Below are 26,850 nucleotides of genomic sequence, written 5' to 3'. Positions count from 1 at the left end.
CGCCGCGTCAGCCACCCACAGCCACCCGCAGTGCCTCTCCCACGGTGTTGTGCTCGAACGTGTAGCCCGCGTCCTCCAGGGCTTTCGGAATGGCGCGTGGGCCGGTGAGAATGGCTTCCTCGGCGAACTCGCCGATGACGGCCTTCAGCGCGAAGCCGGGGACGACCCAGGGTGCCGGACGGTGCACCGCGCGCGACATCGCGCTGTTGAACTGTGCGTTGGTCACCGGAGTTGGACCGACCATGTTGACCGGTCCACGCAGGGAGTCGTTCTCGATACCGTGGACGATGGCACCGATCTCGTCTTCCAAGGAAATCCACGGGAAGTACTGGCGTCCACTACCGAGCCGCCCGCCGAGGGCGAACAGATACAGCGGGCGAAGCTTGCCCAACATTCCGCCGCGCTGCGACAGCACGACACCGCTGCGCAGCATGATCGTGCGGACACCGGCTTCCGACGCCGCTGTCGTGGCATTCTCCCAATCGCGACAGACCTCGGCCAGAAATCCGTCACCGACGGGAGCCGTCTCGTCGACCACTCGATCGCCCGTGTCGCCGTAGAAGTTGACGCCGCTGGCATTGATCAGGGTGGGTACACCCGCGTCGGCGGCAGCCCCGGCGAGAACCTCGGTGGGAGCGATGCGACTGTCTCGCACCAGCTGCTTGTACGCACCGGACCACCTCTTGTCGCCGATTCCGACACCACAGAGGTTGACGATCGCGTCGGCACCATCGAGCGCGGCCGCGTCGATGCTCCCGCGCGACGGATCCCACTGCGACTCGTCCGGCCCCGCCGGCGATCTCCGAACCAGGCGGGTGACGTCGTGGCTACGACCCCGCAGCGCTGCGACCAGGGCAGTGCCGATCAAACCCGATGAACCTGCAATGACTACGCGCATGTGAACGAAAGCCTCCTTGACGCAAACGGGGCACCATTCGCGAACGAATGATGCCCCGGATGCACGGTTCGTGCCCCTCTTGTCGAGACTCCGATGCGAATGTTTCGCGCTCTCACGAGAATACGTGAGAGGCGCGATTCGCCGGTTGCCTACAGGCCGAGATCGGCCTCGAACGACGCCACTTCGAGACGCTGCTTGATCGTCGTCAGGAAGCGTCCGGCGTCGGCTCCGTCCACCAGACGGTGGTCGTAGGTGAGCGGCAGGTAGCACATCGAGCGAACACCGATCGACTCGTTGCCCGAGTCGTCCTTGACGACGACCGGACGCTTGACGATCGCACCCGTGCCCAGCATGGCCGCCTGTGGCGGAACCAGGATCGGGGTGTCGAACAGCGCGCCCTGGCTGCCGATGTTGGTGATGGTGAACGTGCCACCGGACAGCTCGTCGGGCTTCAGCCCGCCCGAGCGTGCACGGGTGGCGATGTCGTTGATCGCCCGAGCCAGTCCGGCGAGCGACAGGTCGCCCGCATTGTGGATGACGGGGGAGAGCAGACCCTGCTCGGTGTCCACGGCGATACCGAGGTGGACATCGGCGTGGTACGTGATCTCCTTGGCGTCCTCGTTGATGCTCGCGTTGACGTTGGGGTGCGCCTTGAGAGCCTCCACGACCGCCTTCGCGAAGAACGGCAGGTACGTCAGGTTGACGCCCTCGTTCTCGGCGAACTTCGCCTTCGCCTTGGTCCGCAGACCGGCGATCTTCGTCACGTCGACCTCGAAGGTCTGCGTGAGCTGTGCAGACGTCTGCAGCGACTCACGCGTCTTCTTCGCGGTGATCTGCCGAATCCGGTTGATCTTCTGCGTGGTTCCGCGAAGATGCGCGAGCTCCGGACGAACACCTGCGGTGGCCGGGGCAGCGGGCTTCGATGCGGCGGCGGGCGCAGCAGCGGCGGCCGGAGCGGCCGGAGCCTTCTTGGCCTCGGCTGCGGCGAGCACATCCTGCTTGCGGATGCGTCCACCGACACCGGTGCCCTTCACGGTCGACAGGTCGACGTCGTTGTCCGACGCCAGCTTGCGCACCAGGGGAGTGACGTACGGGCTGGAATCACCCGAGGGTGCCGACTCCTTGGCGGGAGCTGCCTTGGGAGCCTCCTGCTTGGGCTCGGCCTTCGGCTCGGCCTTCGGAGCTTCCTGCTTGGGAGCCTCTTCCTTCTTCGGCTCTTCGGCCTTCGGAGCCTCGGGCTCCGGGGTGGCCTCGGGCTCGGGGGCCTTCTCGGCCGGCGATCCCGATCCGATGACGGCGAGCTGGCCACCGACGGCGACCGTGTCGTCTTCCTCGGCGGAGATCTCGAGCAGAGTTCCGGCGACCGGAGACGGGATCTCGGTGTCGACCTTGTCGGTGGACACCTCGAGCAGCGGCTCGTCGACAGCAACCTCGTCACCGACAGCCTTGAGCCACCGAGTCACGGTGCCCTCGGTGACGGACTCGCCCAACTCGGGCATCGTCACCGGCGTGCCGGATCCGGACGAGTCGGACGATGCACTCGCTGCGGGTGCCTCCTCCTCGGCCTGCGGCTCGGGCTCGGCTGCGGGAGTGGGCTCCTCGGCAGCTTCCTCGGGTGCCGATTCCTCGGCGGGCGCTGCGTCCTCGGCCGGTGCATCGGACGAGGGAGCCTCGCCTGCGTCACCGATCTGGGCGAGCTCGCCACCGATCTCGACGGTGTCGTCTTCCTGAGCGACGATCTTGGTCAGGACACCGGCTGCAGGCGACGGGATCTCGGTATCGACCTTGTCCGTGGAGACTTCGAGCAATGGCTCGTCGACTTCGACGGTGTCGCCTTCTTGTTTGAGCCACCTCGTGACAGTTCCCTCGGTGACGCTCTCACCAAGAGCTGGCATCTGGACGGAGAAGGCCATGTCTGTTGACTCCTCGACAGTTGTATGCGGGTGATGTGGTTCGACGACTTGTGGTCGCAGACCATTGTGCTGGCGGAACAGGGTTCATGGACGAGAGTTGCGTGATTCGGTTTGACGGAGGCACCGGTGCACACGGCACCGATCGAGCGTGTTCGGCTCGACACAGCGCCCACGTGGACACTCCCTCTCGGCAATTCACTCACTCACTTCACGAGCCTTGGTTCACTATCAAGAGAGCTGAACCCTCTAATGTCATCCTTCCATTGTTATCGCCTCGCCGTTCCCCTAGGGCGTGCAACACGCCTGGCAAACTGGCGGGTAACAACATTCCGGCACCAGAACCGGTGATCCATCGGCCGTACGAAAAGGATGTTCTCGTGGGATTGTTCGATCGACTCAAGCGCAGCGGCGGGGGCGCGAAACGGGCCCCGGAGGGGTCGGTTGCCCAGTACCTGGCCGATTGGACCGCGGCGCGAATCGGTGTCGAGGCCTACGTCGAGCCGAAGACGACGGTCACCCCGCTGACCGTCGTACTGGTCGCGAACGACGGCGAATGGACCCGTCGGCCGCTCGATGAAAAATATGCACGAAAGATCGGACCCGACCTGAAGATCCCGGTCTACGACGTCCGCAAGACCGGGTATCCCCAGCGCATGCGCGACCACGACGCTCGCCAGAAGATCATCAGGAAGCGCGAGCAGCAGCAGCGCGATCTCTGACCTCACCCGTGCGTGCGGGCGACGATCCGCACGCACGGTCGAGCGCGATCAGCCGTTCTCGACGATGTCCTCGAGGACCGCGAACATCGTCCGCACGGGAACACCGGTGCCGCCCTTACCGGTGTATCCGAAGGGGCCACCGGTGTTGTACGCCGGACCCGCGACGTCGATGTGAGCCCACTCGACGCCGTCGGCGACGAATTCCTTCAAGAACAGAGCGGCGGCCAGCATTCCACCGGCCCGGCCGTTGGTGACGTTCGCCAGATCGGCCACCTTGGAATCGAGTTCGCGTCGGATCTCCTTCGGCAACGGCATCGCCCATGCGTTTTCGCCGATGGCCTGAGAGATCTCGGCGACGCGGTCGCGGAAGTCCTCGGTGCCCATGACCCCCGGAGTTCGATTGCCGAGTGCGACCACCTGAGCGCCGGTCAGTGTCGCGGTGTCGATGAGGTAATCCGGATCGTCCTCGCAGGCGCGCACGATCGCGTCGGCCAACACCAGGCGGCCTTCGGCGTCGGTGTTGATGACCTCGACGGTGATGCCGCCGTACTGGGTCAGGACATCGCCCGGACGCTGCGCAGTGCCCGACGGCATGTTCTCGGCCATCGGCACCGTCGCGATGACATCGAGTGGCAGACCGACCTTCGCGGCCAGGATCACCGTCGCGATGACCGCAGCCGCGCCGCCCATGTCCGAGGTCATGTTCTCCATGCCCGCAGCGGGTTTGATGGAGATGCCGCCGGTGTCGAACGTGATTCCCTTGCCCACCAGGGCGACCTTCTTCGCGCCCCGCTTACCGCCCGAGTGCGTCAGCCGAACCAGTCGCGGCAGGCGTGAAGAACCCTTGCCGACGCCGTGAATGCCGCCGTAGCCGTCCTTCTCCAGTGTCTTGTCGTCGAGGATCTCGACCTTCAGGCCTGCAGCCGTACCCAGGGCCTTGGCCTGCGCCGCGAACTCCTCCGGGTAGAGGTGGCTCGGCGGGGTGTTGACGAAATCGCGCGCTACGGCGACGGATTCGGCGATGGCGAGCGATCGTGCCAGCTCGTTCTTGGCGTCCTTGGAGCGGGTGTCGGGAACGAGCAACTCGACGCGGGCGAGGGGAAGTGCGTCGGACTTCGGTGCCGACAAGGCCGACTTGAACTCGGTGAACTGATATGCGCCGAGAAAGAAGCCTTCAGCGGCCGCACCGAGGTCGAGTGCCGACAGCGTCGTTGCGGCCGTATCGACGCCTTTCAGCGCACGAGCTGCGGTTCCGGCCGACTGGCGGATGCGCTCGCTGTCGATGTCGGCTGCACTGCCGAGGCCGACCGCCAGCACGCTGTCCACGGACAGGCCGGGCGGTGCCGGAATGCGCACCAGCTCGTCGGCCTTGCCGGTGGCACCGACGGACTCGAAAGAGTCCAGCAGCGCTGCGGCGACGGCGTCGTCGGAAATGTCGTCGGTGATGGCGAGTTCGAGTCCGTCGTCACTCGTACTCAGCGCGACGACGAGAACGTCGACTTTCTTACCGAGCTTGCCCGCGAGGACCAGGTCGGGTCCGAGAGTGCGGGAAGGCGTCGAGGGTGAAGGCACGTGGCTGCTCCTGTAGGGGTTGACGTGTACGTACCCCGATCCTAATGACGACTCGTCGCCGGACGCAGTCGGTCTGCCGGGCCCGCAACGGCCGCCATGTGAGCTAGCGTGACCGCCATGACCGACACCGAGCTGATCGAGGGACCACTTCACGCCGTGCACACCGAATTGGGCGCGACATTCGCACCTTTCGGCGGCTGGACCATGCCGGTGTCGTATGCCGGTGTCGTCGTCGAGCACACGGCAGTGCGAGAGGCCGTTGGCCTCTTCGACGTCGGGCATCTCGGCAAGGCGTCGGTGACCGGACCCGGAGCGGCTGCGTTCGTGAACTCCGTGCTCACCAACGATCTGAACCGAATCGAACCGGGCAAGGCGCAGTACACCCTGTGCTGCACCGAATCCGGCGGTGTCGTCGACGACCTGATCGCGTACTACGTCTCGGACGAGGACGTCTTCCTGGTGCCGAACGCAGCCAACACGGCGGCGGTCGTCGCGGCGATGGCAGAGCAGGCACCCGACGGGGTTTCGGTGGTGAACCAGCATCGTGAGTTCGGAGTGCTCGCCGTGCAAGGACCGAAATCGACCGAGGTCCTGCAGGAACTGGGGCTGCCGACCGACATGGACTACATGGCGTTCGAAGACGCCACCTGGAATTCGGTGGCGGTCCGCGTCTGCCGGACCGGATACACCGGCGAACACGGCTACGAGCTCGTTCCTCCTGCGGGAGATGTGGAACCGCTCTTCCGGGCACTCATGGCTGCCGTGCGATCGCGTGGAGGGCAGGTGTGCGGGCTCGGTGCACGCGACACGTTGCGCACCGAGATGGGGTACCCGTTGCACGGACACGAACTGGCACTGGACATCTCGCCGCTCGAGGCGCGCTGCGGCTGGGCGATCGGGTGGAAGAAGGACACGTTCTGGGGCAAGGAAGCCCTGTCCACCGAGAAGGCGAGCGGACCGGCGCGAGTGCTGCGCGGACTGAAGGCCCTCGACCGCGGTGTGCTGCGCCCCGGCCTCGCCGTCAGGGCTTCGGGACAGCAGATCGGAACGACGACGTCCGGCACGTTCTCGCCGTCGCTCAAGATCGGAATCGCACTCGCCCTGCTCGACGCGGAAGCCGCTCCTGAGGTCGGCACGGAGGTCGAGGTCGACGTTCGTGGGCGAGCGTTGCGCTGCGAAGTGGTCGCGCCGCCGTTCGTCGCAGCGAAGACCAGGTGACCGCGCGAGAGCTCGGTGACGTTGACGATAGGATCTCCGGCATGACAGGTGTTTCCGAATTCACGCACGTGCAGCATTCCTCGCCCGCCACTGCCGCGGAGCGCGACGCGGTGCTCGCTGCACCCGGTTTCGGAAAACACTTCACCGACCACATGGTGTACATCGACTACACCCGTGAGAGCGGTTGGCACGATGCGACGATCGCGCCGTACGGTCCGATCGAACTCGACCCCGCAGCGATGGTCCTGCACTACGGCCAGGCCATCTTCGAAGGACTCAAGATCTACCGTCAGCCGAACGGCGACCTCTCGACTTTTCGGGTTGACTCCAACGCCGAGCGTTTCCGCTCCTCGGCTCGCCGTCTGGCGATGCCGGAGTTGCCGGACGAGCTGTTCATCGGATCGATCGAGAAGCTTCTCGAACTCGACCACGACTGGGTTCCCGCGGCCGGCGGCGAGGACGCGCTGTACGTCCGGCCGTACATGTTCTCCACCGAGGCCGGGCTCGGTGTGCGCCCCGCCGACTCGTACCGCTACATGTTGATCGCCTCGCCCGCGGGCGCGTACTTCCCCCGCGGCGTCAAGCCGGTGAGCGTCTGGCTGTCCACCGAGTACGTCCGGGCGGCTCCGGGCGGAACCGGTGCGGCGAAGTTCGCGGGCAACTACGCCGCGTCACTGCTCGCGCAGGCGCAGGCGAGTGACGAGGGATGCGACCAGGTGGTGTGGCTCGACGCCACCGAGCGTCGCTACGTCGAGGAGATGGGCGGGATGAACCTGTTCTTCGTCTTCGGCTCGGGCTCCGACGCGCGTCTGGTGACGCCCTCGCTGTCCGGATCGCTCCTCCCCGGCATCACCCGCGACTCGCTGCTGGCCCTGGCGACGGATGCAGGTATTCCCGTCGAAGAGCGGCGGATCTCCACCGAGGAGTGGCGCAAGGGCGCCGATTCGGGTGAGATCACCGAGGTGTTCGCATGTGGCACGGCAGCGGTCATCACACCGGTGGGCAGCGTCAAGTCCACCGAGGGAACGTTCGAGATCGCAGGCGGCGAGCCGGGCGAGATCACGCTCGCACTGCGTGACACGCTCACCGGCATCCAGCGCGGAACGTTCGCCGACACGCACGGCTGGATGACGACGCTCCGCTAGCTCCCGACGAGCAGACCGATCGCGGCCAGCGCGGTGGTGGTCTCGATCCCGGCTCCGAGCACGTCGCCGGAGAGCCCGCCGAAGCGTCGGACGCAGTGCCGAGTGGCCAGTGTCCCGAGCACCAGAACGGCGACGACCACCAGCGGTCCCTGCCACGGGTGGTCGGGCTCTGCGAACACCGAGATCGCTACTGCGACAACCACCCACAGCGCTGGAGTCACGTTCGACTGCGTGCCTGCGACCAGTGCACCGAAACCGTTCGGAGACGACGCGGCCGTGCCCCGGCGGCAGGCGAGCACCACCGACACCCGGCCGATCGCCGGCAGGACAGCGATCGCCCACCACAGCTGCTGCTCCGCGAGCTGGCCCAGGCCCGCGGCCTGAACCGCCAGAACGAGTGCGATGGTCGCAACTCCGAACGGCCCGGCACTGCCGGACTTCATGACGTCTCGCGCGCGCTCGGGAGGTCCGTAACAGCCCAGTCCGTCTGCGGTGTCGGCCAACCCGTCGAGATGCATCCCCCGAGTGAGCAGTGCCGTGGCCGCGACGGCGATCAGTCCGCCGAGCAGGGGAGACAGGCCTGCCGTCGTCGATGTCCACAGAATGATCGCGCTGATGGCGCCCAGGGCGATGCCGACGATCGGAGCGAGCGCTATCGCGCGCCCGGCGGAGTCCCTGTCGACCTCGTCCGGGCCGCGTACAGGCAGCACCGTCAGCCAGGAGAACGCGAGCACCAGTGAATCGGCTCGCCTGCGCACCGTCAGTGCTCTTCGATAGTGCTGTGGGCTTCGATATCGCTGCGGACTTCGCTGTCGCCGGTACTGACACCGGAGTCGGCGAAGGTGGCCATCGAATTCAGGGTGCTGACACCCGCACGAACCAGAGGCAACGCCGCCAGCGCACCCGAGCCTTCGCCGAGGCGCATCTCCAACTCCACGATCGGCTCGAGACGCAAGTGCCGCAACGCAAGTGAATGGGCGGGCTCGGCCGAACGATGCCCGGCAACCCACCAGCTGCGTGCCCCGGCTGCCGCGTCCTCGGCCACCAGAGCGGCCGCTGTCACCACGAGGCCGTCCAGAATCACGGGGGTTCGCCGATGCGCGGCCTGGGCGAGAAAGCCGGCGAGGGCCGCGATGTCGGCTCCGCCCGCGACCCGCAGCAGATCGGTTGGGTTCTTCGCGACCGGTCGTGCTCGACGCATCGCGTCCCGGATCGCTGCGGTCTTCCTGATCCACCCGGCATCGTCGATTCCGGTGCCGCGACCGACAGCGGCAACCGGCTCGGTGTCGGTCAGGGTGGCGATCAATACCGTTGCAGGAGTGGTGTTTCCGATACCCATGTCGCCTGCGATGAGAAGATCTGCGCCGCCGTCCACTTCTTCGTCGGCGATGGCGGCTCCGGCGGCGATCGCGGCCAGAACCTCGTCCTCGGTCAGTGCGTCCTCGCGGTCGATCGATCCGCTGGACCGTCGAATCTTGAACGCGGACACAGAGGAATCCGTATCGGCGTCGACAGCGATGTCGACAACCCGAACCGCGGCACCGGCGATATCGGCGAGCACATTGACCGCGGCACCACCGGCGCGGATGTTCTCGACCATCTGCGCCGTCACCTCGGGAGGGTACGCAGAGACCCCGTGCGCAGCGACGCCGTGATCGCCTGCGAACACGACGACTCGCACTCGTTCGAGAGAGCGCGGCGGGCAGGTGTCCTGGCAGGCGGCGATCCACTCACCGAGCGCCTCGAGGCGACCGAGGCTGCCGGCAGGCTTGGTCAATTCCCGTTGCCGGTCCGCGGCGGCCGATCGAGCCGAGTCGGACGGAGCGGTCACCGGACGGAACGGCGATGACGCCGAATTCTCTTCCGAAAGAATTGTCACACTGTGCCTTTCGCGGTGATGAAGTCCGCCGGAGGTTCCTTGAGAGTCAGCGCGAGTCCCGCGACGACCAGCAGAACCCTGTCACACACTGCTGCGAGCCGAGAATTGAGCAAGCCCAACTCGTCTCGGAAGAGGCGACCGGAACGGGATTCGGGCACCACGGACAGGCCGACCTCGGGACTGACCAAGACGAGAGTGGAGGTGCAGTCCGCGACCGCCCCCACCAGGTTGTCGACAGCCGGTGCGATGGTGCCGCGGGGGAGCTCCCACGCCTGCGCGTCGTCGAGCATTCCCGTCAGCCACGTTCCGAGATCGTCGACGACGGTGGTGCCGTCCCACGGCTGCGACAGGACTCCCGACAGTGTTGCGACGGTTTCGACAGTGGACCAATGTGTCGGTCTCGACGCGCGATGACGGTCGATGCGGAGCTGCCAGTCCTCGTCCGTGGCGTCGCGCCTGCCGGTGGCGAGATAACGAACCGGCTCGAGAAGGGCAAGCGACTCGGCGTGCCCGGACTTACCGGATCTGGCTCCACCGAGCACGAGGGTTCGTCTCGGTTCGCCCACCGACGTCAGACGGCCTCGCCGGCGCTGACTCGCGGCTTGGGAGCGCGCATCTTGCGGATCTGGGACGCACGAACGAAGGCGTACCAGCCGATCTTGAAACCGCCGTCGGTGGTCTCGGGGAACCGCACCCGAATCTTGTTGTTGATCATCTTGCCGAGGTAGACGCCCTCGCCGACCATGAAGAGCATCATGACGAACATGCCGAGGGTGACGTACTGCTGCACCTGAGGCTGCAGGAACAACGCGAAGATCAGGATCAGCGCGAGTGGCATGAACAGACCAACGAGGTTGCGCCGCGCGTCGACGATGTCGCGCACGTAGGCGCGGACCGGACCCTTGTCTCGCGGGAGCAGGTACTTGTCGTCGCCCGCAAGCATGCGTGCGCGTCGTTCGGCTGCGGCGGCGCGTCGCTCGTTGGACGCGGCCTTGCGATCTTCCTTGCTGCCCTTGTTCGCCTTGCGACGCTCGCGTGCCTCTTTGCTCGTCAGCGGAGCAGGAGCAACCGGTCCGCGACGCCGGGCCTCGGCGTCACGGCGCTTGGGGGTCGGTCGGCCCTTGCCGAGAGACACCGAAGTGGTCGCGTCGCTCCCGGCCGTCGTCGACTCGGATTCGTTCGAGTCGTTTCCGTCCGAATTGTCAGAGTTTCCACGGCGTAGCAGCTTCACGCACTCAGAGTATGGGATGACTCGTCGGTGTCGAACACCGGCCAGGTCAGCGGCGAAACAGCGGATGCCGTTCCGGCGCTGCAGCCCTAGACTTCCGACGATGCGAGTGATGATTGCGCCGGATTCGTTCGGAGACACCCTGACTGCCGCGGCCGCGGCGGAGGCCATCGCCAGGGGATGGGCCTCGGTTCGTGAGAACGATCGACTCGAACTCGCGCCCCAATCCGACGGCGGCCCCGGCTTCGTCGAGGTCCTGGCCTCGCGCATCGGCACCGTGCACTCCGCGGACGTCGACGGGCCACTCGGCAACCCGGTCCGAGCCCACTGGCTGCTCGACGGTACGGCGGCGTACATCGAATCGGCCCAGGCCTGCGGTCTGCATCTGCTCGGCGGCCCGCCCACCACACTGTCTGCCCTGAAGGCAAGCAGCTACGGCGTCGGCCAGCTTCTCGACGCCGCCCTCGATGCCGGCGCTCGAACGGTGTTCGTCGGACTCGGCGGAAGCAGCTGCACCGACGGCGGGCGCGCGATGATTCGTGCACTGGGCGGACTCGGAGCGGCAGTCGTGCGGTTGTCGGACATCGACCTCGTCGCCGCGTCGGACGTGGAGAACCCGCTGCTGGGCGATACCGGTGCAGCCCGCGTGTTCGGCCCGCAGAAGGGCGCCGACGCGGACACCGTCGCTCGGCTGGAGGAGTTCAACACCGATTGGGCCGCAGTGCTCGCTGCCGCCGGTTACGACGTGGCAGATCGTGCCGGTGCCGGAGCCGCAGGCGGACTGGGAGCCGCCCTGTTCGCACTCGGCGGCAGGCAGCTTCCCGGCGCCGTCGTGGTGGCCGAACGGACCGGTCAGCAGGAACTTCTGGACTCCGTCGACCTGGTACTGACCGGTGAGGGCAAATTCGACTCGCAATCGCTGCGAGGCAAGCTGGTGACCAGAATCGCTGCCGCGGGCGGCGCGACCGGTATCGACACGATCGTGCTGGCGGGACAGGTCACCTTGTCCGAGGACGAACTGGCCTCGGCGGGTATCTCGGCAGCGCATTCGATCAGTGAGTTCGCGGGATCGGTGGAGCTGGCGATGTCCGACGCGGCGAACCAGCTCGAACAGCTGGCCGCGCGCGTCGCGGCCGACGTTGCCGACACTGCGGTCGAACCGAGGCGGCGAGCGTGAGGAATAGAGCCACCGGGAGTACGGTTGAGTAATTCACGGGTTGTACGACTGATAGGGAGAGCCCATGACCGTTTCGAATGAGACCACAACGACCGAAACCACGGCGCACAAGGTCACCATGACGGAGACCGCATCGACCAAGGCCAAGGCGTTGCTGGATCAAGAAGGCCGCGACGACCTCGCTCTGCGCATCGCCGTGCAGCCAGGTGGTTGCGCAGGACTGCGCTACCAGCTCTTCTTCGACGACCGAAGCCTCGACGGCGACCTCGCGGTCGACTTCAACGGCGTCACCCTCGCGGTGGACCGGATGAGCGCTCCCTACGTGGAGGGTGCATCCATCGACTTCGTGGACACGATCGAGAAGCAGGGCTTCACGATCGACAACCCGAACGCCACGGGATCGTGCGCGTGCGGCGACTCGTTCAACTGAGCTGACTCGTTCTCGACTGTGACCGGTACACGCACGCGTGTATCGGTCACAGTCGTGTCTGCCTGTCAACACCCCAGCATTTCCGAACCGAAAGGCCCTCCTTCGTGACTCTCGCGGTATCCGGCTCGATAGCGACCGACCATCTGATGCGATTCTCCGGACGGTTCGCCGAGCAGATCGTCGCCGACCAGCTCTCGAACATCTCGTTGAGCTTTCTGGTGGACGATCTGGTCATCCGCAAGGGCGGCGTCGGCGGCAACATCGCATACGCACTCGGAGTGCTCGGCGGTGCGCCACTGCTCGTCGGAGCTGTGGGACCGGACTTCTCCGAATATCGGAGCTGGCTCGAAGAGCACGGAGTCGACTGCAGTGGTGTGAGCGTGTCCGCTACCGCGCACACGGCCCGCTTCGTCTGCACCACGGACGAGGACATGGCGCAGATCGCGTCGTTCTACCCCGGAGCGATGAGCGAGGCCCGTGATATTTCCATCGAGGCACTGGCAGCGCAGCACTCGATGGACCTGGTTCTGATCGGTGCCAACGACCCCGACGCCATGACGGCGCACACGGCGCAGTGCCGCGCTGCCGGCATCCCGTTCGCGGCCGACCCGTCACAGCAGCTCGCCCGGCTCGACGCCGCGCAGGCAACCGACTTGATCGACGGTGCCGCGTACCTGTTCACCAACGAGTACGAATGGGCGCTTCTCAAGCAGAAGACCGGAATGTCCGACGCAGATATCGCCGCGAAGGTGGATCTGCGTGTCACCACCCTGGGTAAGCGGGGCGTCGACATCGTCGCCAAGGGCGGCGAACACACTCACATCGGTGTCGTACCCGAGACGAGCAAGGTCGACCCGACCGGTGTCGGCGACGGTTTCCGAGCAGGTTTCCTCACCGCGCACATGGCCGGAGCCAGCATCGAACGTGCAGCGCAGCTCGGTTCGCTCGTGGCCGTGCTGGTACTCGAGACCACCGGCACCCAGGAGTGGGATCTCAACCGCGACGACGCGATCAAGCGTCTGACGGCGGCCTACGGTGCCGACGCGGGCGAGGAGATCGGGGCATTGCTCCCCGCCTGATCGAGGTTGTTCGTTTGCCCGCCGGATCAATGTGGCTTTGTTGCACTCCGAGTGACCGAAAGTCGCATTGATCCGCCGGGGACGGTCGGTCAGGTCAGATGTTGACCGGATACTCCGGTTCGGCGATCTGCGGCACGATGCGCTTCTCGACGAAGATGCCGTGCCACACCATGAAGATCAGCAGCGTCCACAGTCGTCGGCTGTGATCGGACTTGCCTGCGCGGTGGTCGTCGAGCATTGCGACGACGGCGGCCTTGTTCAGCAGGTGATCGGTCTGCGAATCGGCGATCTGCTGGTGCGCCCAGTCGAAGAGTTCCGGGCCGCGCAGCCAATGGCGCAGTGGCACGGGGAATCCCAGCTTGGCGCGATGCAGCACGTGACCGGGAACGATTCCCTCCAGCGCCTGGCGCAGTGCGTACTTGGTGGTGCTCTTGGTGATCTTCTGCTCGAGCGGAAGCTTCTCGGCGACCTTGTAGACCTCGGAGTCCAGGAACGGAACTCGCAGCTCGAGTGAGTTCGCCATGGTGATCTTGTCGGCCTTGACCAGAATGTCGCCGCGCAACCAGGTGAACAGATCCAGATGCTGCATCCGAGCAACCGGATCCCAGCCCTGCGACTGCGCATAGATCGGCGCGGTGACGTCCTGATGAGTCCACTCGGATCGGAACTCACGCAGCACCGATCGCAACTGCGCGTCGTTGAAGCTGCGAGCGTTGCCGTAGTACCGCTCTTCGAGAGTCATCGATCCCCGGTTGAGCAGGCTCTTGCCGCGCGTGCCCTCCGGGATTCGCTCGCTCAACGAGCCGGCCGCACGACGAAGGAAGGCGGGGAGCGACTCGAACGGCTTCAACGACAGCGGTTCGCGGTAGATGGTGTAGCCACCGAACAATTCGTCCGCGCCTTCACCTGAGAGCACGACCTTCACGTGCTTGCGTGCTTCCTTGGCGACGAAGTACAGCGGCACCAACGCGGGGTCGGCCACGGGATCGTCCAGATACCAGACGATCTCGGGGATGGACGCCGCGAACTCCTCCGGCCCGACGACCTTCACGATGTGTCGGGCACCGATTGCGGCCGCGGACTCCGCTGCCACGTCGACCTCCGAGTAGCCGTCGCGCTCGAATCCGGTGGTGAACGTGATCAGGTCGGGATTGTGACGAATCGCCAGAGCCGCGATGGCCGTCGAGTCGATGCCGCCCGAGAGGAACGAGCCGACGGTGACGTCGGCACGCATGTGTTTGGCAACCGAGTCCTCGAGTGCCTCGGCGATTTCCTGGTACCGCGCCTTCTCGCTGCCGGGTGCGAAGGGCTGCACCGGAAACTTCGGGGTGAAGTAGCGGGTGACCTTCGGCGCGGTACCGGGGGAGAGGGTGGCGTAGCAACCGGATTCGAGCCGGCGAACGCCTGCGTGCAGGGTTTCGGGCTCCGGGACGTACTGCAGCACCGTGTAGTGCTCGATCGCGCGAGGATCGAGATCGGCGTCGACGCCGAGCAGATCCATCAGCTCGAGCACGCTCTTCTTCTCGCTACCGAACGCGGTGCCGCCCGGACCGGTGGCCAGGAACAGCGGCTTGATGCCGAAGGGATCGCGTGCGATGAACATCTCGCGAGTCTCGGTGTCCCATACGGCGAACGCGAACATGCCTCGCAGTCGCTGCACGGCGGCAGCGCCCCAGTAGTGGAACGCCGCGACGATCGACTCGCTGTCACCTTCGGTGGTGAACTCGGCACCGTGGTCGCGTGCAAGTTCTGCGCGCAGTTCCAGATAGTTGTAGATCTCGCCGTTGAAGACGAGCGCGTACCGGTTCGGTGATTCCGGCGGACCCCAACGCATCGGCTGATGGGAGTGTTCGATGTCGATGAAGGACAACCGATTGAAGCCGTAGACGACGTCGTCGTCGTGCCAGGTGCCACCGGGTTCGTCCGGGCCACGGTGTCGCATGCAGTGTGTCGCCGAAGCGACGAGTTCGACTCCGGCGGCGGTCGTTCCGTGAGACGTGAGTACTCCGAGCAGTCCACACACGGCGTCTGCTACCTCTTCTCGCAGTTGGGGACAGTGCAGGGGTCCTGGTCTCCGCGAGTGTCGTCAGCGGGACTGTAGATCAGGAACCGAGTATGCCGCAGACACGCTCGGACGTAGGTAACGACCCAAGGGTGGTTCTCCTCGGGCTTTGGTCTACGCTGCGTAGTACTCGGGCATCTCCATGTGGAAGCCCTTATTCTTCAGTGGTGGGCAATCAGGAAGGCGTGAACGTGGCGCAGAGTCGGATCCTTCGGCGAGCGGGGCTGACAGCATTTCTCGGTGTAGCCGCGTTGATGCTGTCGGGCTGTTCCATCAGCAGCGACAACGTACTCAATTTCGGTTTCGCCTCGGGCGTCACCCCTCAGGGGCGACGCATCGGCGACCTGTGGACGTGGTCGGTCATTGCCGCCCTGGTCATGGGCATCATCGTGTGGGTTCTGATCTTCTGGGTGGTGCTGTTCCACCGTAAGAAGAAGAGCTCACCGGAGTTCCCCCGCCAGACGGCGTACAACGTTCCGCTCGAGCTGTTCTACACAGCGGTTCCGTTCGTGATCATCGCCGTCCTGTTCTACTTCACCGTGGTGGTGCAGAACTACGTCGACGAGAAGCAGGCCGATCCCGACGTCCAGGTGGATGTCACGGCGTACCAGTGGAACTGGAAGTTCGGATACCGGACCATCGACCTCAAGGACGGTGCCGCCAAGTACGAGGGCACCGACGAGGAAGAGCAGGCTGCCGCCGAGGCCGCCGCCACCCCGGGCGAAGGTGCCGAGGGCAGCGAGGACGGCGAGTTCGTTCCGGGCCCGATCAACGGAGCATCCACGCAGGACCTGTCGTACCTGCACTACAACAAGATCGAAACGGTCGGCTCCAGCGAAGAGATCCCCGTGCTGGTTCTGCCCACCGGCAAGCGCATCGAATTCGTGCTCGCGTCCTCGGACGTCATCCACGGATTCTGGGTCCCGGAATTCCTGTTCAAGCGTGACGTTCTCCCGAACCCCGAGGAGAACCACTCCGACAACGTGTTCCAGATCAGCGAAATCGAACGCGAAGGCTCCTTCGTCGGACGGTGCACCGAGATGTGTGGCACCTTCCACTCGATGATGAACTTCGAGGTACGTGCCGTGTCTCCGGAGCGGTTCGAGCAGTACATCGAACTTCGCAAGCCCCTGTCCGAAGGCGGAGAAGCGCTGACCAACGCGCAGGCGCTCGAAGCCATCGGCGAGAGCCCCGTCGCAACGAGCACCGCGCCGTTCTCGACCGACCGCACCGTCCGAACAGCCGCTGTCGCTGAAGGCAACTGACCAAGGAAGCATGCTGATATGAAAATCGAAGCCAAGATCTTCGAAATCCTCACTGTCTTCTTTCTCCTGGTCGGCATCGTGTACACGTTGTTCACGGGCCTGAGCCGCACAGGAGTCGAGTGGGCCGGAGTCACCGCGATCTTCCTGTCGGTGGGTCTGACCTTGATCATCGGTACCTACTTCAGGTTCGTCGCCCGACGCCTGGACACGCGCCCCGAGGACTTCGACGACGCCGAGGTGAGCGACGGCGCAGGCGACCTCGGCTTCTTCAGCCCCGGCAGCTTCTGGCCGATCGTGCTGGCAGCAGCGGCATCCGTCACCGCCATCGGATTCGCGTTCTTCCAGCCGTGGCTCATCGCCCTGGGAGTCGTCTGCGTCATCGCTGCGGCCGCAGGTCTGGTCTTCGAGTACCACGTGGGTGCCGAGCGCCACTGACTCCACCAGCTACACCCGGAAAGGGCCCCGGTCGTTCTCACGAGCGACCGGGGCCCTTTTCTGCTGTCCGGGGCACAGGCGGCAAGGACGGGATGATCGGCTCACGGCGCAGTGGGGTGTGAACCCGCGCAGATGAACGGGAGAGCTGAACGAGGTGGGGCCGTCAGGAGACGTCGGCCTCCGAGTGGGACCGGACGGAGCTGGACGTCGAATCGGCGAGCGAATCGAGGGAGATGTTCAGCGCACCGCACAGTGCGGCGACGGTGAAGAACGCCGGCGTCGGAATTCTGCCGGTCTCGATCTTCCTCAGAGTCTCGACCGAGATACCGGCCGCATCCGCGACGTCGGTCATGGTTCGACCACCACGGGCATGACGGAGAGCAGAGCCGAGCCTGGCACCTCGGGCGAGTTCGCCGGGGGTGAGGGGAATGCGAACCATGACACCGATAGTAATACCGGTGTTCGCAAGCACCTGAGCCGAGAACGGTCGGTACACCGGGTCGGTGGGTCATCCGCCCGGTGGGGGAGGGGAGGGGCCGGCAGGACCTTCGCCGGTGTGGAGCCGTCCTGTAGCGAAGGCTTCGAGCCCGGATAATCTTCGCAGACAACAAAAGAGGGCGACACCGTTGCCGGTGTCGCCCTCTTTTCGGACTCTGTCAGATGTCAGCGTTCTCTGTCGTTGTCGCTTCGACCCGAAGCGATAGCGGTGTCCTCGTCCGAGTGCAGCCCATTGCCGTTCCCGTTCGAGTGGCCGTTCCCGTTCGAGTGGCCGTTGCCATTGGCATGACCGTTCCCGTTCGAGTGGCCATTGCCGTTCGAGTGACCGTTGCCGTGGATGCCCGCCTGGTAGTTGCGGAGCATCGTGAGCTGCTCGTGCTCACCCTTGTGGTGGGCGTCTTCGAGAGCCTTGCTCTGTGCCACCGGATCCGGCGTGAACAGCGATCCCGAGCCGGGCTTTCCGGCCGAGCCGAGCTTGTTCATCTTCTTCGGTACGGGTGCGCCCTGGTAATCGAGGGGAATCGGGTGTCCGTGATCGTCGACCGGTCCGAGCGGCTGGTGGATTTCCACGTACTGGCCGTGCGGGAGTCGCTTGATGATTCCGGTTTCGATGCCGTGCTCGAGAACAGCCCGGTCACTGCGCTGCAGTCCGATGCAGAATCGGTATGCAATGAAGTACGCGAGCGGGGGCATGGTCAGAATTCCGATACGACCGATCCACGTCATCGCGTTCAGCGAGATGTCGAACTTGTATGCGATGAGGTCGTTGATGCACGAGAGCGTGAGGATCACGTAGAACGTGAGGGCCATCGCGCCGATCGCGGTACGCACCGGAACGTCGCGGGGACGCTGCAGCAGGTTGTGATGCGCAGTGTCTCCGGTGAGACGCTTCTCGATCCAGGGGTAGGCGATCATCACGGTGAAGACGAGACCCATGATCACTGCCACCCAGAACACTGCCGGGATGGTGTAGCGGCCGGCGATGTATATCTCCCAGGCAGGCCACAGTCGTGCCATGCCGTCGGTCCACATCAGATAGAAGTCGGGCTGTACGCCTGCCGACACTTGCGACGGGTTGTACGGTCCGAGATTCCAGATCGGGTTGATCTGGAGCAGTCCGCCCATTGCTGCCAGTACACCGAAGGTGACGGCGAAGAAGGCACCGGACTTGACTGCGAAGACCGGGAGAATACGAACGCCGACGACGTTCTGCTCCGTGCGGCCCGGTCCGGGGAACTGCGTGTGCTTCTGGTACCAGACCAGGGCCAGGTGGGCTGCGATCAGCGCCAGGATGATGGCCGGTAGAAGAAGCACGTGAGCGACGTACAGGCGCGGGATGATGATCGTGCCGGGGAAGTCGCCGTCGAAGATGAGCCAGTGCATCCACGTGCCGATGATCGGGATGCTCATCGTGATGCCACCGAGAGCGGCGCGGAGGCCGGTGCCGGAGAGCAGATCGTCGGGGAGCGAGTAGCCGAAGAAGCCCTCGAACATCGCGAGGATGAGCAGCAGGCAACCGATGACCCAGTTGGCCTCACGCGGGCGACGGAACGCACCGGTGAAGAAGATGCGCATCATGTGCACGATGATCGACGCCGCGAACATCAGAGCGGCCCAGTGGTGAATCTGCCGCATGAACAGACCGCCACGAACCTCGAACGTGATGTCGAGAGCGGTGGCGTATGCCCTGGACATCGTCACGCCGTTGAGGGGGGTGTACGCACCGTCGTACACGACTTCGCTGAGCGACGGATCGAAGAACAGGGTGAGGAACACACCCGAGATCAGCAGGATGACGAAGCTGTACAGCGCGATCTCACCGAGCAGGAACGACCAGTGCGTGGGGAAGACCTTGTTGATCTGGCGACGCAATCCCGGCGCCAAGTGGTAACGACTGTCTACGCCGTCGGCCTGCTTGGCGGCGAGGGTTTGCAATGTACTCATGAGTCACGCTCCGGACGACGTTCCCAGAAGGCGGGTCCAAGAGCTTCGGTGAAGTCTCCCGAAGCGACGAGGAATCCCTCTTCGTTGACAGTGATGGGAAGTTGGGGCAGCGCACGCGCAGCCGGTCCGAAGATCGGCTTGCCGTACTCGAGCGCGTTGAACTGCGACTGGTGGCAAGGGCACAGAATTCGGTTGGTCTGCTGCTCGTACAACGATGTCGGGCAACCCAGGTGCGTGCAGATCTTCGAGTAGGCGAAGTAATCGCCGTAGTTGAAGCTTTCTTGGCCCTTGCGCTTGACGACGGTGCTGGCGGCGTCCGGGCGAAGGCGGATGAGCATGACCGAGTTACGAACACCGCGCAGAGATACGAGCAGGTCGTGCTCGCTCTCGCGGTCCGCTTCGCGGAACGGGAAGACGGTCTCCATGGCACCAGCGTCCAAGTCCTCGGGCCGAACGAGAACGACATCTTCCGGTCGCCCGGTGTCTCGTCGGAGGTAGATGGTCTCTCCATCGTAGCGAGGAGTCCAGCCGGATACCCACAACGGAGAATCTTCGCCCTTCGCCCACGGGTTCTTGATCAGGCCACCGAGGGGAAGCAGCGCCATGACGCCGAGTGCGCCACCACCGAATACCAGCGATCGCTTGATCACCTTGCGACGACCGATGGTCGACGTGTCGAGGGAGTCGCCCAGCTCGGCGACGAGCGTCTTGCGGTCCGTCTCCGACGAACCACCGTCGTGGCGATCCTGGATCGAGACCTCTTCCGGGATGAACTTCTTGGTGAACTGCACCGCGCCGACACCGACCGCGAGGATCGCCAGGCCCATCGTGCCGCCGATCAGCGGGGTGTACAGCGAGTAGGCCAGGTAGTTCTCTTCGCCGATGCCGGCGTACTGCCACGGCCAGAACAGGTAGATACCGATGAACGCGACTGCGGCGAGACCGGCGATCGTGAACCAGATCGCGACGCTGCGCTCGGCGCGCTTCTCGGCGCGGGTACCTTCCACAGCCCAACGGTTGCGGCGGAAAGCGACGTCGACGCCGTCGAGGTTGGTACCGAGCTCGACCAGTTCGTCGCGGCTCATCGCGGCGAGCTCTTCGTCGGTGTACTTCTTGTCCGCGTTCACGCCTTCGGAACCGGTCGCATCCTTGCGTCCGGATTCGTCGTCGTTGTTCGCGTCCTTACGGCCGGAATCGCCGTCGGTCATGATCTAGCTCCGATCCACAAAGTTGCTCCGACGACGGCGATGATGCCGACCGTCCAGATAGCGATCATCTCGGTACCGGGACCGAAGCTTCCGATGCTCCAACCGCCTGCGGGAAGCGTTTCCTGGGCCGACTTGACGTACGCGATGATGTCGGACTTCTCCTCGATCGTCAGCTGACGATCGGAGAACTTCGGCATGTTCTGCGGACCGGTGACCATCGCGGTGTAGATCTCCTGCTCGTTGGCAGGGCCGAGGGACGGTGCGAACTTGCCCGAGGACAGAGCGCCGCCTTCACCGGTGAAGTTGTGGCAGGAAGCGCAGTTGAGACGGAACAGTTCGCTGCCGCGTCCGATGTCGCCGCCGCGCAGCGACTCCTGGGCGATCTCACCGTTCTCGTCGCGGATGACTGTGGGTCCGCCGCCGTTGGCGTTGATGAACGCACCGAGGGCGTCGATCTGCTTGTCGTTGAACTTCGGCGGCTTGCGCATCGCCTGTGCCTCGTTGCGAACGGCGGGCATACGGCCGCTCGACACCTGGAAGTACACGGCTGCTTCGCCGACGCCGATGAGGCTCGGTCCGCGATCCTGAACACCCTGCAGGTTGGCACCGTGGCACGTGACGCAGGACGTGTCGTAGAGCTGCTTGCCCTCGCGGATCAGCGCTGCCGAATCGGTATCGGCGGTCGCGACCTGCGGGGTCGGCGTCAGAGCCGAAGCGAGGAACCCTGCGCTCAGAAGGCCCATCATCAGTACGAGCGCACCGGTGATGCGTCGGCGCGTCTTACGCTGCCGTCTCGTCTTGGAGGCGGCGTTGTCGTCGGATGCTGCTGGGGGAGATGAACTCATCTTCTATCCCTTGTCGTGTCGGGACGGACCGAACGTCGGGGGCTGAATCCGTTCGCTCGTTATCTTTGGCGTGCTGACTGTCACTAGCGGATGAAGTAGATCGTTGCGAAGAGGGCAATCCAGACGATGTCGACGAAGTGCCAGTAGTACGAAACGACGATGGCGGCGGTGGCCTGCGCGGGCGTGAACTTACTGACCAGCGTCCTGGTGATCAGGAACACGAAGGCGATGAGTCCGCCGATCACGTGCAGTCCGTGGAAGCCGGTCGTGATGTAGAAGACCGAGCCGTACACGCTGCTCGAGAGCGTCGTGCCCTCGTGGACCATGTGGTAGTACTCGTACGCCTGGCCGGCCACGAAGAACGCGCCCATGACCAACGTGATGATGTACCAGCGGCGCAGTCCGAAGACGTCACCTCGCTCGGCGGCGAACACACCCAGCTGGCAGGTGAACGACGATGCGATCAGCACCGCGGTCACCGGCACAGCGAGAGCGAGGTTCAGTTCCGTCGGCTCCGGCGGCCAGATTCCATTCGCCTGGGCGCGTGCGACGAAGTACATCGCAAACAGCCCGGCGAAGAACATGAGTTCACTAGACAGCCACACGATCGTGCCGACGCTGACCATATTGGGGCGGTTCAGCGAGTGCACGCGTTGGGTGATTGCCGATCCTTGAGTCCCTACAGCGCTCGTCACAAAGAGAAGTATGACCCGTCGTAGTACGGAAGGCATATCCGGGTCCGCTCTTGGCGCGTCGTGTCGGAACGAATCCGAGTGCCTCCTTGTTCCCGTGCTGGTGGGAGGCCCTGTACGGGCCGGTAGGGTCCAGTCGTGCAAGGCTGGCCTCATGGCAAAGCGCACCGAAGGTGGATGGTTTCGGAGACTGTTCTCGCGATCGACGGCCGAACGTCTGGACCCCACCCGTGACGACCTGGTGGCAGTGGCGAGTTGCTTCGACGATGCACAGGCTTGCTCGGCCGTGCTCGACGAAGCGGCGAGGACCCAGCCGGTGTGGACGGAGGCGTCGGACGTGCTGCTTCGGCACCATCTGCTGTTGCCCGCTCACGAAGTGGAGGACGCCGCGTCCGTCGCGGCGCAGGACGGTTACGAAGTCGGACCGAACGTCGAACTCGCGGACAGCGAGGGCTATCGCCCGAAGGTCGACGACGGCGTCCCTCTGGTGCTGCAACGTGTGCAGGTGCTCGACGCCTTGCACTGCTCGCAGGAGCGTTCTCGCATGGCGGGCCTCGCTCAGCGTCGAGGGGGAGCCGTACTCGGCTGGGACGCGCTGCAGCCCGCGCAGCCCGACGCAGCGTCTGGCTAAGCTTCCACGGCACCGAGTGCATCGACGGCAGAAGGGCACGGCAGAACCACCATGACCGCAGCGATCAGCGACGAACAGCCGCGAACCTGGCGTCGAATCCTCGGCGCGTTGACGAACCACACCGACCTGTCCAGCGCCGACACCGGCTGGGTCATGGACGAGATCATGGCCGACAACGCGACAGCCGCGCAGATCGCAGCCTTCGGCGTAGCGCTCAAGATGAAGGGCCCGACGCCGGCGGAGGTGAACGGACTGGCCGAGTCGATGCTGGCGCACGCAGTGCTGGTGCACACCGACACCGACGCCGTCGACGTCGTGGGGACCGGAGGGGACGGAGCAGACACCGTCAACATCTCCACGATGGCCGCCATCGTCGTCGCTGCCAGCGGCATCCGAGTCGTCAAGCACGGCAACCGCGCAGCCTCGTCGAAGAGCGGCACGACCGACGTGCTCGAGGCGTTGGGTGTCCGCGTGACACTCGGGGCCGCCGCAGTCGCGGCGAGCGTCGAGCAGGTCGGCATCGGCTTCTGCTTCGCGCCGATCCACCACCCCGCACTGCGCTTCGCTGCCGCACCGCGCAAGGAAATCGGAATCCCCACGGTCTTCAACGTGCTGGGGCCACTGACGAACCCGGGCCGTCCGCGCGCAGGCCTGATCGGCTGCGCGTTCGAGAACCTGGTCCCCGTGGTCGCCGACGTGTTCGCCGCCAGGGGCAGCTCGGTGCTCGTCGTCCGCGGCGACGACGGACTGGACGAGATCACCCTGTCGACCACCACGACCGTGCACGTGGTGTCCGGTGGTTCGGTGAAAGTCGAGACGATCGACCCGCTCGACTACGGCATCGCCCGAGCGCCCATCGAAGCTCTGAAAGGCGGAGACGCCCAATTCAACGCAGCCGTGGCGCATCGCGTGTTCGCCGGTGAACACGGCCCCGTGCGCGATGCAGTACTGCTCAACGCGGCCGCAGCAATGGCAGCGCACCATGGCGTGTCCGGCGACCTCCACACCCGGATCGAAGCCGGATTGGCCACTGCCGCAACGACAGTCGATTCGGGCGCGGCAGCACGTCTGCTCGCCGATTGGGGTCGATGCACCAACGAACTCGTCGACTGATGTAGAGGACGCCTACTCGCCTATCGAGAAGCCGGCATCGACATCGGCGCTCGAATAGGACTGGAACGCAATGTGAGTGGTGGTGCTGCGCACTCCCCGCACACGATTGATGTGCTTGGTGATGACCTCTGCGATCGAAGCATGATCGCGAACCTTGACGATGGCGATCAAATCGACATCCCCAGCACACGAGTAGACCTCCGACACCCCGTCGACATCGGCAACGGCCTGAGCCGCCTCCGGAATCAAGTCGGCCTCGGCGTCGATCAAGACGATGGCATTGATCATCTGTGCTCCTCAAGCATCTCGAGCTCGGTGTCCGACGCGAGCTACCCCCAGACCCTAGTTGCTGCCGTGCTGCATGAGTCGTTCCGCAGGCTCCACTCCTGCCCTGAACGGTCGTTCCGCAGGCTCCACTCCTGCCCTGAACGGTCGTTCCGCAGGCTCCACTCCTGCCCTGAACGGTCGTTCCGCAGGCTCCACTCCTGCCCGTGCTGCTTCTCGCGCCGTCCGACACCACGACCCCCACGAACCCGCCGACCGTGCCGGGCTGCAGTACCCACTGCTCGTACGCACGATTCGGACGCCGTCCGTACGCAGCCAGGCCGCAATCAGTCCGACTTCCTCCGGCGGCGCGCCGCGAAGCGGGGTGGTATCGGGCAGCACCGTCTCGGCCGACGCGGTGATGGCATCGACAACAGGCATCGGATGCACTCCGCGCGGCGCGACGGCAGCGCCGGCCAGACGCCCGAAGCGCACCACGATCAACTCCCACCCGCCGTCGGACGTCCGCTTCGCCGCAACCAGTTCGGCAATGGTGGCCACTGCTGCCGATCGGTGCATCCTGCGCAGTGCATCGACGGTGATCGCGATTCGGTCGCGTAGACGAGCTGCCGTCTCGTACAGCTCCTTGTCCGCCAACTCGGCGACGCGGCGGCGCATGGAGTAGAGAACGGCATCGTCCTGACCGCACACGAGGGCGAGAAACTGTGTCGGGGCGTCCGAGTACTCGTCGGCCGTCAACGGGCCGGACAGTGCCGCTGGGCAGCCTCCGACGTCGGTTGCCGGGCAGTGGTCACCGTGTCGGACCGAGCGAGCCAGACGTCGAGTGCACGTTCGTAGGCGGCAGAACTCCGCGACGAGCGCAGCGGCCTCGGCGGCGTCGCCGCGAACCGAGAACGGTCCGAGGCTATTCGGCGTCGGCGTGCGAACGATCGACAGGCGGGGAAACGCCTCGTCGGTCAGGGTGATCCACCACCCCTTCCTGGGAAACTTCGAGCGGCGGTTGTACGGCGGGATGTGCGCCGAGAGCAGCCGTAGCTCGCGGACTCCGGCCTCGAGCGCGTGCGCACACTCGACGTGGTCGACGCGAGTGGCCAATGCGACCATCTCCTTCATCCGGCCTCTCGTCTCCGAGCCGGTGAAGTAGTTGCGCACGCGTCGCTTGAGGTTGTTGGACGTACCGACGTACAGCACCTCGTCGGACGGGCCGCGGAACAGATAGACGCCGGGGGTGCCGGGTAGATGAGCAGCCAGGCCGCGTTTGGCGCGCTGGCCGGCCGACACCGCGGGTAGGTAGTCGACCAACTCGGCGTAGCTGTGGACTCCCTGATTGCCCACACGTTCGATGAGGCCGTGCAGAACGTCGACGGTCGCTCGGGCGTCGTCGAGTGCGCGGTGCGTGGGCCTGGTGCCGGACCGGAACAACGTCGACAGTGCGGACAGCTTCACCGACGGGGCTTCGTCGCGCGTCAGAACTCGACGAGCCAGCTTGACGGTGCACAGCACCTGAAACCGTGGCCACGCGATGTCGAGACGACTGGCGGCCGCTTTGAGGAATCCCGTGTCGAAGCCGGCGTTGTGCGCCACCAGCACCGAACCGCGGGCGAATTCGAGGAAACCGGGCAGGACCCGTTCGATGCGCGGCGCGCCGATGAGCATCGCCGATGTGATGCCGGTCAGCTCCACGATGTACGGCGGGATGGATCTGCCCGGGTCGATCAGGGTGGCGAACTCGCCGAGAATTTCGCCGCCTCGAACCTTGACAGCCCCGATCTCGGTGATGGCCTCGGTGTCCGCGCTACCACCGGTGGTCTCGAGGTCGACGACGACGAACGTCGTCTCGTGCAGAGGGGTGTCGAGTTCGTCGAACGTCAGCTGGATGGGCAGGCTCACCGGGACGACGTTAGGGCCGACCTCCGACAAGAACGCTCAGCGCGCCGCCGAACGTCGTCGTGTCACGAAACCTGTCGGTGCCCGACGCTATCTTTCGCTTCGTCGGCCGATTCGGCCGCCGGAAACCATAAAGAGACAAGGATCACAATGATCATCGACTGCAGTGACTGCCTGGTCCGTGACATCGCCTGCGCGGACTGCGTCGTAACGGTGCTTCTCGGGGCTCCGGGGATGCCGTCGAGATCGGACGGGCGGTGGGTCGGTCCGCCGTCTCGTATCACTCTCGAGCAGGAAGAACTCGGTGCCATGGGTGTGCTCGCCGATGTCGGTCTCGTGCCCACTCTCAAGCTCGTCGTGAACGACGAGGACGCCGCCGAGGTTCCGTTGTTATCGACTCGTGACACACCGGGGGATCAGCGCGCCGGCTAGCGAGAATCGGGGCGAATTCACTCGCCTCGGCGAGTTGGGGTCGACACAGGGGTATGCCATTTCGTAACCTTCCTGAGACCTTGCGGAGTCTCGCCAGTCCAAACCGGAGTGGCGTCGCAAGTCACCGCCTAATCGTTCACTCGCGAGAGTGTTCGTACCGGGAACCCGATATCTACTGGGGTGAATCCCGCTGAGCCACCACACGGTGGCCGGTGGGTAGGGCTGCTCTTCCCAGCCCGAACCCGTCAGCTAACTCGGTCGGCGGACGATAGGAAGAAACGGAGCACCATCTTTC

At 65.1% G+C, this 26,850-nt stretch carries 26 protein-coding genes and 1 riboswitch; of the genes, 11 read left to right on the top strand and 15 right to left on the bottom strand.

The genetic code is table 11. From position 1 onward, the window contains the following. Nucleotides 1-7: 7 nt before the first annotated feature. Both CH271_RS26150 and sucB read right to left on the bottom strand, forming a co-directional pair. Nucleotides 8-898: a TIGR01777 family oxidoreductase gene (locus CH271_RS26150; RefSeq protein WP_037192907.1), complete on the bottom strand. Its 891-nt coding sequence runs from the start codon at nt 896-898 to the stop codon at nt 8-10. A gap of 149 nt (nt 899-1,047) precedes the next feature. Further along, on the bottom strand, nt 1,048-2,811 hold the full coding sequence (gene sucB / locus CH271_RS26145; protein WP_094635470.1) for a 2-oxoglutarate dehydrogenase, E2 component, dihydrolipoamide succinyltransferase: 1,764 nt from the start codon (nt 2,809-2,811) through the stop codon (nt 1,048-1,050). Nucleotides 2,812-3,188: 377 nt separating this feature from the next. Here sucB and CH271_RS26140 point away from each other — a divergent pair, with 377 nt between their 5' ends. Continuing rightward, nucleotides 3,189-3,530, top strand: a complete 342-nt coding sequence (locus CH271_RS26140) for a hypothetical protein (protein ID WP_037192902.1) — start codon at nt 3,189-3,191, stop codon at nt 3,528-3,530. A 48-nt stretch (nt 3,531-3,578) separates the two neighbouring features. On the opposite strand, the gene CH271_RS26135 is transcribed toward CH271_RS26140, so the two are convergent. Then, the gene (locus tag CH271_RS26135; RefSeq protein WP_094635469.1) at nt 3,579-5,102 is read right to left on the bottom strand and encodes a leucyl aminopeptidase; all 1,524 of its coding nucleotides are present in this window, start codon (nt 5,100-5,102) and stop codon (nt 3,579-3,581) included. 117 nt (nt 5,103-5,219) lie between these two features. Between CH271_RS26135 and gcvT the strand changes: the two genes are divergently transcribed. Then, the gene (gene gcvT, locus CH271_RS26130; RefSeq protein ID WP_094635652.1) at nt 5,220-6,320 is read left to right on the top strand and encodes a glycine cleavage system aminomethyltransferase GcvT; all 1,101 of its coding nucleotides are present in this window, start codon (nt 5,220-5,222) and stop codon (nt 6,318-6,320) included. A 41-nt stretch (nt 6,321-6,361) separates the two neighbouring features. Next, nucleotides 6,362-7,465, top strand: a complete 1,104-nt coding sequence (locus tag CH271_RS26125) for a branched-chain amino acid aminotransferase (protein ID WP_037192897.1) — start codon at nt 6,362-6,364, stop codon at nt 7,463-7,465. On the opposite strand, the gene CH271_RS26120 is transcribed toward CH271_RS26125, so the two are convergent. Genes CH271_RS26120 through CH271_RS26105 form a run of 4 tightly spaced genes read right to left on the bottom strand, consistent with a single transcriptional unit; the run spans nt 7,462 to nt 10,575 of the window. Beyond that, the gene (locus CH271_RS26120; RefSeq protein WP_094635468.1) at nt 7,462-8,223 is read right to left on the bottom strand and encodes an adenosylcobinamide-GDP ribazoletransferase; all 762 of its coding nucleotides are present in this window, start codon (nt 8,221-8,223) and stop codon (nt 7,462-7,464) included. The genes CH271_RS26125 and CH271_RS26120 overlap by 4 nt on opposite strands. Nucleotides 8,224-8,225: 2 nt before the next feature. Then, entirely contained in the window at nt 8,226-9,344 is a 1,119-nt protein-coding gene (gene cobT / locus CH271_RS26115; RefSeq protein ID WP_094635467.1) for a nicotinate-nucleotide--dimethylbenzimidazole phosphoribosyltransferase, read from the bottom strand. After that, a complete protein-coding gene (gene cobU, locus CH271_RS26110; RefSeq protein WP_037192888.1) occupies nt 9,341-9,910 on the bottom strand; it encodes a bifunctional adenosylcobinamide kinase/adenosylcobinamide-phosphate guanylyltransferase in 570 nt (189 codons plus the stop codon). The genes cobT and cobU overlap by 4 nt, the downstream gene beginning before the upstream one ends. A gap of 5 nt (nt 9,911-9,915) precedes the next feature. Further along, nucleotides 9,916-10,575 (bottom strand): DUF3043 domain-containing protein, encoded by a 660-nt coding sequence (locus CH271_RS26105; protein ID WP_037192886.1) that lies wholly within the window; start codon nt 10,573-10,575, stop codon nt 9,916-9,918. Between the two features lie 100 nt (nt 10,576-10,675). On the opposite strand from CH271_RS26105, the gene CH271_RS26100 reads away from it, so the two are divergent. The 3 genes from CH271_RS26100 to CH271_RS26090 all read left to right on the top strand — a co-directional run bounded on the left by CH271_RS26100 (nt 10,676) and on the right by CH271_RS26090 (nt 13,258). Beyond that, complete coding sequence (locus CH271_RS26100) at nt 10,676-11,749, top strand: glycerate kinase family protein (RefSeq protein ID WP_094635466.1); 1,074 nt, start codon at nt 10,676-10,678, stop codon at nt 11,747-11,749. Between the two features lie 64 nt (nt 11,750-11,813). Beyond that, nucleotides 11,814-12,179, top strand: a complete 366-nt coding sequence (locus CH271_RS26095) for a HesB/IscA family protein (protein ID WP_037192882.1) — start codon at nt 11,814-11,816, stop codon at nt 12,177-12,179. 104 nt (nt 12,180-12,283) lie between these two features. Next, nucleotides 12,284-13,258 (top strand): carbohydrate kinase family protein, encoded by a 975-nt coding sequence (locus tag CH271_RS26090; RefSeq protein WP_094635465.1) that lies wholly within the window; start codon nt 12,284-12,286, stop codon nt 13,256-13,258. Between the two features lie 94 nt (nt 13,259-13,352). Here the strand turns inward: CH271_RS26090 and asnB are convergent, their stop codons facing one another. Next, a complete protein-coding gene (asnB, locus tag CH271_RS26085) occupies nt 13,353-15,281 on the bottom strand; it encodes an asparagine synthase (glutamine-hydrolyzing) (RefSeq protein WP_037192878.1) in 1,929 nt (642 codons plus the stop codon). Nucleotides 15,282-15,505: 224 nt separating this feature from the next. Here asnB and ctaC point away from each other — a divergent pair, with 224 nt between their 5' ends. Together ctaC and CH271_RS26075 are read left to right on the top strand one after the other, a co-directional pair. Beyond that, complete coding sequence (gene ctaC / locus CH271_RS26080; protein WP_037193526.1) at nt 15,506-16,585, top strand: aa3-type cytochrome oxidase subunit II; 1,080 nt, start codon at nt 15,506-15,508, stop codon at nt 16,583-16,585. Nucleotides 16,586-16,603: 18 nt separating this feature from the next. Further along, nucleotides 16,604-17,020, top strand: coding sequence for a cytochrome c oxidase subunit 4 (locus tag CH271_RS26075; RefSeq protein ID WP_037192876.1), 417 nt, complete (start codon nt 16,604-16,606; stop codon nt 17,018-17,020). Between the two features lie 163 nt (nt 17,021-17,183). Here CH271_RS26075 and CH271_RS26070 read toward each other — a convergent pair whose 3' ends face one another. The 5 genes from CH271_RS26070 to ctaE all read right to left on the bottom strand — a co-directional run bounded on the left by CH271_RS26070 (nt 17,184) and on the right by ctaE (nt 22,210). Beyond that, the gene (locus CH271_RS26070; RefSeq protein WP_037193523.1) at nt 17,184-17,459 is read right to left on the bottom strand and encodes a helix-turn-helix domain-containing protein; all 276 of its coding nucleotides are present in this window, start codon (nt 17,457-17,459) and stop codon (nt 17,184-17,186) included. Nucleotides 17,460-17,683: 224 nt separating this feature from the next. After that, complete coding sequence (gene qcrB, locus CH271_RS26065) at nt 17,684-19,462, bottom strand: cytochrome bc1 complex cytochrome b subunit (RefSeq protein ID WP_037192874.1); 1,779 nt, start codon at nt 19,460-19,462, stop codon at nt 17,684-17,686. Then, nucleotides 19,459-20,670: a cytochrome bc1 complex Rieske iron-sulfur subunit gene (qcrA, locus tag CH271_RS26060; protein ID WP_255138312.1), complete on the bottom strand. Its 1,212-nt coding sequence runs from the start codon at nt 20,668-20,670 to the stop codon at nt 19,459-19,461. The genes qcrB and qcrA overlap by 4 nt, the downstream gene beginning before the upstream one ends. After that, a complete protein-coding gene (gene qcrC, locus CH271_RS26055; protein ID WP_037192872.1) occupies nt 20,667-21,515 on the bottom strand; it encodes a cytochrome bc1 complex diheme cytochrome c subunit in 849 nt (282 codons plus the stop codon). The genes qcrA and qcrC overlap by 4 nt, the downstream gene beginning before the upstream one ends. A gap of 83 nt (nt 21,516-21,598) precedes the next feature. Continuing rightward, complete coding sequence (ctaE, locus tag CH271_RS26050) at nt 21,599-22,210, bottom strand: aa3-type cytochrome oxidase subunit III (protein WP_037192869.1); 612 nt, start codon at nt 22,208-22,210, stop codon at nt 21,599-21,601. Between the two features lie 151 nt (nt 22,211-22,361). On the opposite strand from ctaE, the gene CH271_RS26045 reads away from it, so the two are divergent. Together CH271_RS26045 and trpD are read left to right on the top strand one after the other, a co-directional pair. Beyond that, on the top strand, nt 22,362-22,838 hold the full coding sequence (locus CH271_RS26045; protein WP_094635464.1) for a hypothetical protein: 477 nt from the start codon (nt 22,362-22,364) through the stop codon (nt 22,836-22,838). A gap of 51 nt (nt 22,839-22,889) precedes the next feature. Next, nucleotides 22,890-23,951 (top strand): anthranilate phosphoribosyltransferase, encoded by a 1,062-nt coding sequence (trpD, locus tag CH271_RS26040; protein ID WP_094635463.1) that lies wholly within the window; start codon nt 22,890-22,892, stop codon nt 23,949-23,951. Nucleotides 23,952-23,963: 12 nt separating this feature from the next. Here trpD and CH271_RS26035 read toward each other — a convergent pair whose 3' ends face one another. Together CH271_RS26035 and CH271_RS26030 are read right to left on the bottom strand one after the other, a co-directional pair. Beyond that, complete coding sequence (locus tag CH271_RS26035; RefSeq protein ID WP_027497377.1) at nt 23,964-24,239, bottom strand: Lrp/AsnC family transcriptional regulator; 276 nt, start codon at nt 24,237-24,239, stop codon at nt 23,964-23,966. A 54-nt stretch (nt 24,240-24,293) separates the two neighbouring features. Next, complete coding sequence (locus tag CH271_RS26030) at nt 24,294-26,126, bottom strand: DEDD exonuclease domain-containing protein (protein ID WP_094635462.1); 1,833 nt, start codon at nt 26,124-26,126, stop codon at nt 24,294-24,296. Nucleotides 26,127-26,273: 147 nt separating this feature from the next. Between CH271_RS26030 and CH271_RS26025 the strand changes: the two genes are divergently transcribed. Then, nucleotides 26,274-26,555: a hypothetical protein gene (locus CH271_RS26025; protein ID WP_094635461.1), complete on the top strand. Its 282-nt coding sequence runs from the start codon at nt 26,274-26,276 to the stop codon at nt 26,553-26,555. A gap of 115 nt (nt 26,556-26,670) precedes the next feature. Next, nucleotides 26,671-26,834, top strand: a riboswitch (cyclic di-AMP (ydaO/yuaA leader). Nucleotides 26,835-26,850: the final 16 nt, after the last annotated feature.

It is taken from the genome of Rhodococcus sp. 05-340-2 (assembly GCF_002258915.1).
GTDB lineage: Bacteria > Actinomycetota > Actinomycetes > Mycobacteriales > Mycobacteriaceae > Rhodococcoides.
The sequence above is the reverse complement of the archived record's forward strand: the minus strand, read 5'-3'. Positions and strand labels throughout refer to the sequence as shown.